Annotated in this window: 6 protein-coding genes; 3 read left to right on the forward strand and 3 right to left on the reverse strand. The window is 63.9% G+C overall.

The genetic code is table 11. The features are described from left to right. On the forward strand, nucleotides 1–1,935 hold a 1,935-nt coding region (locus ACYVDE_RS13660), incomplete at its 5' end, for an IPT/TIG domain-containing protein (RefSeq protein WP_460502097.1). Nucleotides 1,936–2,025: 90 nt separating this feature from the next. Here the strand turns inward: ACYVDE_RS13660 and ACYVDE_RS13665 are convergent. From ACYVDE_RS13665 to ACYVDE_RS13675, 3 genes are all read right to left on the reverse strand, one after another. After that, entirely contained in the window at nucleotides 2,026–2,529 is a 504-nt protein-coding gene (locus tag ACYVDE_RS13665) for a GNAT family N-acetyltransferase (RefSeq protein WP_460502098.1), read from the reverse strand. Between the two features lie 114 nt (nucleotides 2,530–2,643). Further along, nucleotides 2,644–2,871 (reverse strand): hypothetical protein, encoded by a 228-nt coding sequence (locus ACYVDE_RS13670; protein WP_460502099.1) that lies wholly within the window; start codon nucleotides 2,869–2,871, stop codon nucleotides 2,644–2,646. Nucleotides 2,872–2,972: 101 nt separating this feature from the next. Beyond that, nucleotides 2,973–4,097, reverse strand: a complete 1,125-nt coding sequence (locus ACYVDE_RS13675) for a hypothetical protein (RefSeq protein WP_460502100.1) — start codon at nucleotides 4,095–4,097, stop codon at nucleotides 2,973–2,975. A gap of 157 nt (nucleotides 4,098–4,254) precedes the next feature. Between ACYVDE_RS13675 and ACYVDE_RS13680 the strand changes: the two genes are divergently transcribed. Both ACYVDE_RS13680 and ACYVDE_RS13685 read left to right on the forward strand, forming a co-directional pair. Further along, complete coding sequence (locus tag ACYVDE_RS13680; protein WP_460502101.1) at nucleotides 4,255–5,022, forward strand: glycosyltransferase family 2 protein; 768 nt, start codon at nucleotides 4,255–4,257, stop codon at nucleotides 5,020–5,022. Continuing rightward, the coding region (locus ACYVDE_RS13685) for a glycosyltransferase family 9 protein (protein WP_460502102.1) at nucleotides 5,019–5,479 on the forward strand (461 nt) is incomplete at its 3' end. The genes ACYVDE_RS13680 and ACYVDE_RS13685, both read left to right, overlap by 4 nt.

The raw sequence follows: 5,479 nt of genomic DNA on the forward strand, positions 1-5,479 counted from the left end.
GCGCTGGTCGTCGAGGCCCGGGTGCGCGATGCGCAAAGCTTCTGGGATGCCGGCCACCAGCGTTTGTTCACCCGGCACCGGCTGCAGGTGCTTTCGGTGCTGAAGGGCCAGCCCGCCGATACCACGGGCCTGCTGCTCCTCACCGAAGGCGGACGCCTCGGCCTCGACCAGCAAACCCTTACCAACACGCTGCAGCTCGTGCCCGGCCAGCTGGGCGTGTTCTTTCTGGCGGCGGCTCCCTGGCTCGGGCTGCCGGGCGGTGGCCGCCTGCTTACCCCGGTGGGCAGCCAGCAAGGCTTTATCGAAGTAAACCCGCTCGACGGCACCGCCGCAGAGCCCTTCCGTACCTATCCGGCGCTCAACCAGGCTTTCTACCAGCAGCTGGCCAGCCTGACGGGGCAGGTGCGGCAAGTGCTACAGCCCCTGCCAGCCTTACCGAAGGCTTCGACGGCCCGGCCCGCGGGCACGCAGGCGCCAGTGGTTACCAGTCTCAGTCCGCTTAGCCTGCCGGCCGGGGTAGGGGCGGTGCTCACCATTAATGGCAGCGGGTTTGGCAGTGCCCGCGGCACGGGCTTCGTGGAGTTTCGCAATGCCGACGACGGCGGCGCCACCCGCGTGAAAGCCCGCGATACCGACTACCTCACCTGGACCGATACCCGTATTCAGGTGCGGGTGCCCTCGGCAGCCAGCGGCGGCCACCCGGCCGGCTCAGGCCTCGTGCGCGTCACCACCGACGGCCAGTTGCCGGCCGAGAGCCTCGTGCCCGTAACCGTCATCTATGCGTTGACCAACGTGGAAAGCACCGACGGTACCATCCTGCAGCGACCCAACCACGTGGCCCAGAATGCCAGCGGCGGCATCAGCTTTCAGCTGGGGCCCAACTTTGTGGCCGGTCCCACGGCGGCCTGGCAGCGCGCCCTGGCCTCGTGGCGCTGCAGCACGGGCATGAACTGGGATGGCGCCGCCGGCACCAGCAACGCCATTGCCGACGACGGCGCGAACGTAGTAGCCTTCGACCAGGGGGCTCAGCTGCCCGCCCAGGTGCTGGGCCGCACCACCAGCTACTACCGCGGCTGCTACGCTCCCGACGGCTCGGTAGTATTCTGGGTGAAGGAAATTGATATGCAGTTCGATGATGGCGCCAACTTCCAGTTTGGCCCGGCCAACGCCACCAGCCCGCAAATCGACTTCGAAACCGTGGCCGTGCACGAGCTGGGCCACGCCCAGCAATTGGGCCACCTCATCTTGCCCGGCGCGGTGATGCACTACGCCGTAGCCCGCGGCCAGAATGCCCGCACCCTGAGCGCCAGCAGCGATATTGCCGGCGGCCGGCAAGTGCTGCGCGTGCGCAGTTTTCGCAACCTGGGCTGCGGCGGTCCGGCGCTACTGCCCGCGCCGCTCACGGCTTTTGGCGGGAGCTACGTGGCGGGCACTGGCCCCACACTCAATTGGACTACCCGCGACGAATGTTTTCTGACGGGCTTCGTGGTCGAGCGCAGCGCTGGCCTCGATACCCTGAGCTGGCAGCGCGTGGGTGCGGTACCGAACCGGGCCACCGCCGGTCAGTACAGCCTGACCGATGCCCAGGCTCCCGCCGGCCTGCACTACTACCGCCTGCGCCTGGTGCGCCCCGATGGCTCGCTCGATAATGCGGCTCCCGTGTTGCTGAACTCTGAAGGGGCCACCACGAGTATTTTCCCCAATCCGGTGGCGGGCACTGCGCTGCAGCTGCAGTATTCGGCCGCAGCCGCCGGGCCACTTACGCTCCGGGTGTACGACGAGCAAGGCCGGCTTGCGCGCGCCGCTGCCTTCAACGTAACGGCGGGCCTGAGCTTGCTTACTGTCGATGTGGCCACACTGCGCCCCGGCCTCTACCTGCTGCACTGGCAGGATGCCCAGGGCACTACCGGCAGCCAGCGCTTTGTGCGCCAATAGCCCGGCTAAACGTGAAGCGCCCGCCGCCGCCCGCCCAAACAAGTCGTTCGGATGAGCCGCGGCGGGCGCTTCGGCGCGGTTAGCGCCAATCTAGGCGTTGCCCGGCGTGGCCGCTTCGTAGCGGGCCAGCTGTTCTTCGTCGAGGTTGCCGTTCAGCCATTCGTCCTCAATGGTGGCGCCCAGCTTTTTATAGAAGCCAATGGCGGGCTCGTTCCAGTCGAGCACCTGCCACTTCATGCGCACGGCGCCGGTGGCGCGGGCCTCGGCCACCACGGCATCGAACAGCATCCGGCCCAGGCCGCCGCGTCGGGCGGCTTCGGTCACCACCAGGTCTTCGAGGTAGAGCATGCGGCCCTTCCAGGTCGAGTACGCCGTATAATAAAGCGCCAGCCCGATGATTTCGGCGGCCTCGTTTTCCAGCACGAAAAAGCTGAAAATGGGCTGCGGGCCAAATCCGTCGCGCCGCATGGCTTTTAGCGTGTTGGTTACGGCCTCGGGGGCCTTTTCGTATTCGGCCAGTTCCCGAATCAGGCCCAGTACCTGGGGCAGGTCGGCCTCCACGCCGCGGCGCAGGGTGTAGTTAACAGTGCTCAATGAACAATGAATAATGGATGGTGAAGCCAAAACTTAAGCGAATAAAAATGAGCAATGAAAAACGCCGCCCGGGCATTGTTCATTGCTCATTGATACTTGCGCAGTGCGCCCGGATTACATCTGCGGCTGCATCTTTTTGATGTCTTCGGTGGCGTTCACCGAGTTCAGCTCGCGGTACTGCTCGGGCTGTTTGGCACCTTTGGTGGTGTCGGGCGCGGCGGGCAGGTCAGGCAGTTTGGTGGTCACCACGTCTTCCTCGTTATCAACCGAGGGGCCGCACGAAGGCAGCGTGAGCGACAGCAGGGCAGCGGCCAGCAGGCCGGGGAGGAGCGTTTTTTTCATGGATGAAGTTGCAAATAGGGGCGCAAGTTACGCACGCCCGGCGGCTTACGGTACGGAAATGTTGCTAGCGGGGCTGCGGGGCGGCCCTTACCGACCAAGTTCTATTCCACTGCCTTAAACCACGCAACCCCGAGCGCCCCCGGCATAAAGCGCACCCGCACCCGATTGCCGGGCCGCAACTGCCGGTAATGCGCAGAGTTGATGTGTACCAGAGCCGAGTCGCGAAATGGTCCCCACGGCGCAACCACTGCGGTGCATCCAGCAAATTCATCGTTGTTGATATACTTGCGCAGCAGCCGGGGCGCGTAATAAACCGGCTTGCTTGTGTCGAAGGCGACATTATAAGCCACCGGGGCGCTGAACCCATACAATAGCGCCGACGGCAAAACAATAATGAGCTGTCCCAAATCACGGTTTCTCCCAATCAGCTGCTGCCAACTGCCAGCAACCAACAGCAGCGCCAAGCTGCCTCCTACCGGGTACGCCCACGGCTGAACTGCCGCTACGCTTACCAATTCTGCATCAAGCAGCATCCGGCCGAAAAGGCCTGCTGCGGGCATAATTAGTGCGATGCCGAGCGAAGGAATACCACTGGCATCCGGCTCATCGGCCCGCAGCTGGTTCGGGTATAGCCACTGCGCTACCGCTGCGCCCAGCGGCAGTAGCAGGCCCGCCGTAATGGCTAGGGTGTAGGGCACCGGCCAGAACAACAGCCACGCCAGCACCGCCCAACTGGTCCGGTTCAGCAACTGGGCGGTCTGGCGGGCCTCAGCCAATTTTTGCTCGGAAGCCGGACGAGTGGTTGGCGCAGCGAAAGGTACAGGCGGGGCCTCTGCAGCTATTGTTGCAACCTGATTCAAATTCGGGTAATAGCTGGCTATCCAATCGGAAACCATTTCGATATTCTCCGTCAGCAACCCGATTCTGATAGCCCGCTTATGTGTGTCGGTGGGCAATAGTCGCAGATAATTGCTGCTTATTCGATAGCCTTTGATTTCGGCCCATGCTAACTGCCGACGCCCAAGCACGCTCCTCTCCACGATACCTTCCGGGCTGATGGCAACGTAGCCCCAGATGGCTTCGGCCAGCCCGTAAAGCAACAGCAGGGCAAAGCCCAGCGGTAGCAGGCAATACAGCGCCGTGAGCAACGGCATTGGCTTCTCTAGCCACCAGAGCAACGGCATGCCTATACAAAGCGCTATCAGCAGCGGCGCAACTAGGTACATAAAAATGCGCCAGCTTCTGGCTAGCCGGTATTTGCGAAATTCAGGTACTGGTGCGGGCATCGCCGGGCATTGACAGAAAGCGGAGCGGCAAAGATGGCCGCACCACACAGTTTGTTGCCCGCTTACCTTTTTGTTGCCCCCTTACCTTTGCCCGCCCATGCCCGTTCCGCTCTCCGTCGTCATCATCACCTTTAACGAAGAGGCCAACATTGCCCGCTGCCTGCAAGCGCTGGGCAACGTGGCCGACGACGTGCTCGTGGTCGATTCTTTCTCCACCGACCGCACCGTGGAAATCTGCCGCCAGTACGGCGCGCGCGTCATCCAGCACGCTTTTGCCGGCTACGTCGAGCAGAAAAATTACGCCACCAGCCAGGCCCAATTTGACCACGTGCTGCAGCTCGACGCCGACGAAGTCCTTACCGACGAGTTGCGCCAGGCCGTGCGCGAGGCCAAGGCCAGTTGGCAGCACGCCGCCTACTCCATGGCCCGCCTCACCAACTACTGCGGCCACTGGGTGCGCCACGGCGGCTGGTACCCCGACCGCAAGCTGCGCCTCTACGACCGCCGCCTCGGCCGCTGGACGGGCCTGCTGCTGCACGAGAAATTCGAGGTGAACCCCGGCCAGACTACCGCGCCGCTCGCCGGTCACGCCCTGCACTACAGTTATCACAGCATCGCCCAGCACGTCACGCAGCTCAACAAGTTCACCAGCATCACGGCTCAGGAGCTGGCCCTGCGCGGCAAAACCCGCGTCGGCCTGTTTCACCTGTTGCTCAAGCCGCTCTGGAAATTCGTGCACGGCTACGTCTTTCGGCTCGGCTTTCTCGATGGCTTCGCGGGCCTGTGCATCGCCGGCATCTCAGCCTGGGGCGTGTTCCTGAAATTCGCCAAGCTGAAAACCCGCACCGAACGCGCCGAAGCATGAGCCCCGCCACCCTGCCCACCTTCCTCGTCTCGCGTACCGATGCCATTGGCGACGTGGTGCTTACCCTGCCCGTCTGCGGCTGCCTCAAGGAGCTGCACCCCGGCTGCCGCGTGGTGCTCATTGGCCGCAGCTACACCGCCGCCGTGGCCGCCGCCTGCCCCTGGGTCGATGATTTTCTGAATCTGGATGAGCTGCAGCAGCTGCCTGAACCCGAGCAAGTAGCCGCCCTGCGCCGATTCGATGCGGCGGCCATCGTGCACGTCTTCCCCAACAAGCTACTGGCTCGCCTCGCCCAGAAGGCCCGCATTCCGGTGCGCATCGGCACGCGCAACCGCTGGCAGCATTGGCTTACCTGCAACCGCCTGGTGGCCCTTAGCCGCCGCCACTCGCCCCTGCACGAGGCCCAGCTGAACCTGCAGCTGCTCCAGCCCCTGGGTGGTGAGGCCGCCACGCCGCT

Source organism: Hymenobacter agri, assembly GCF_054778495.1.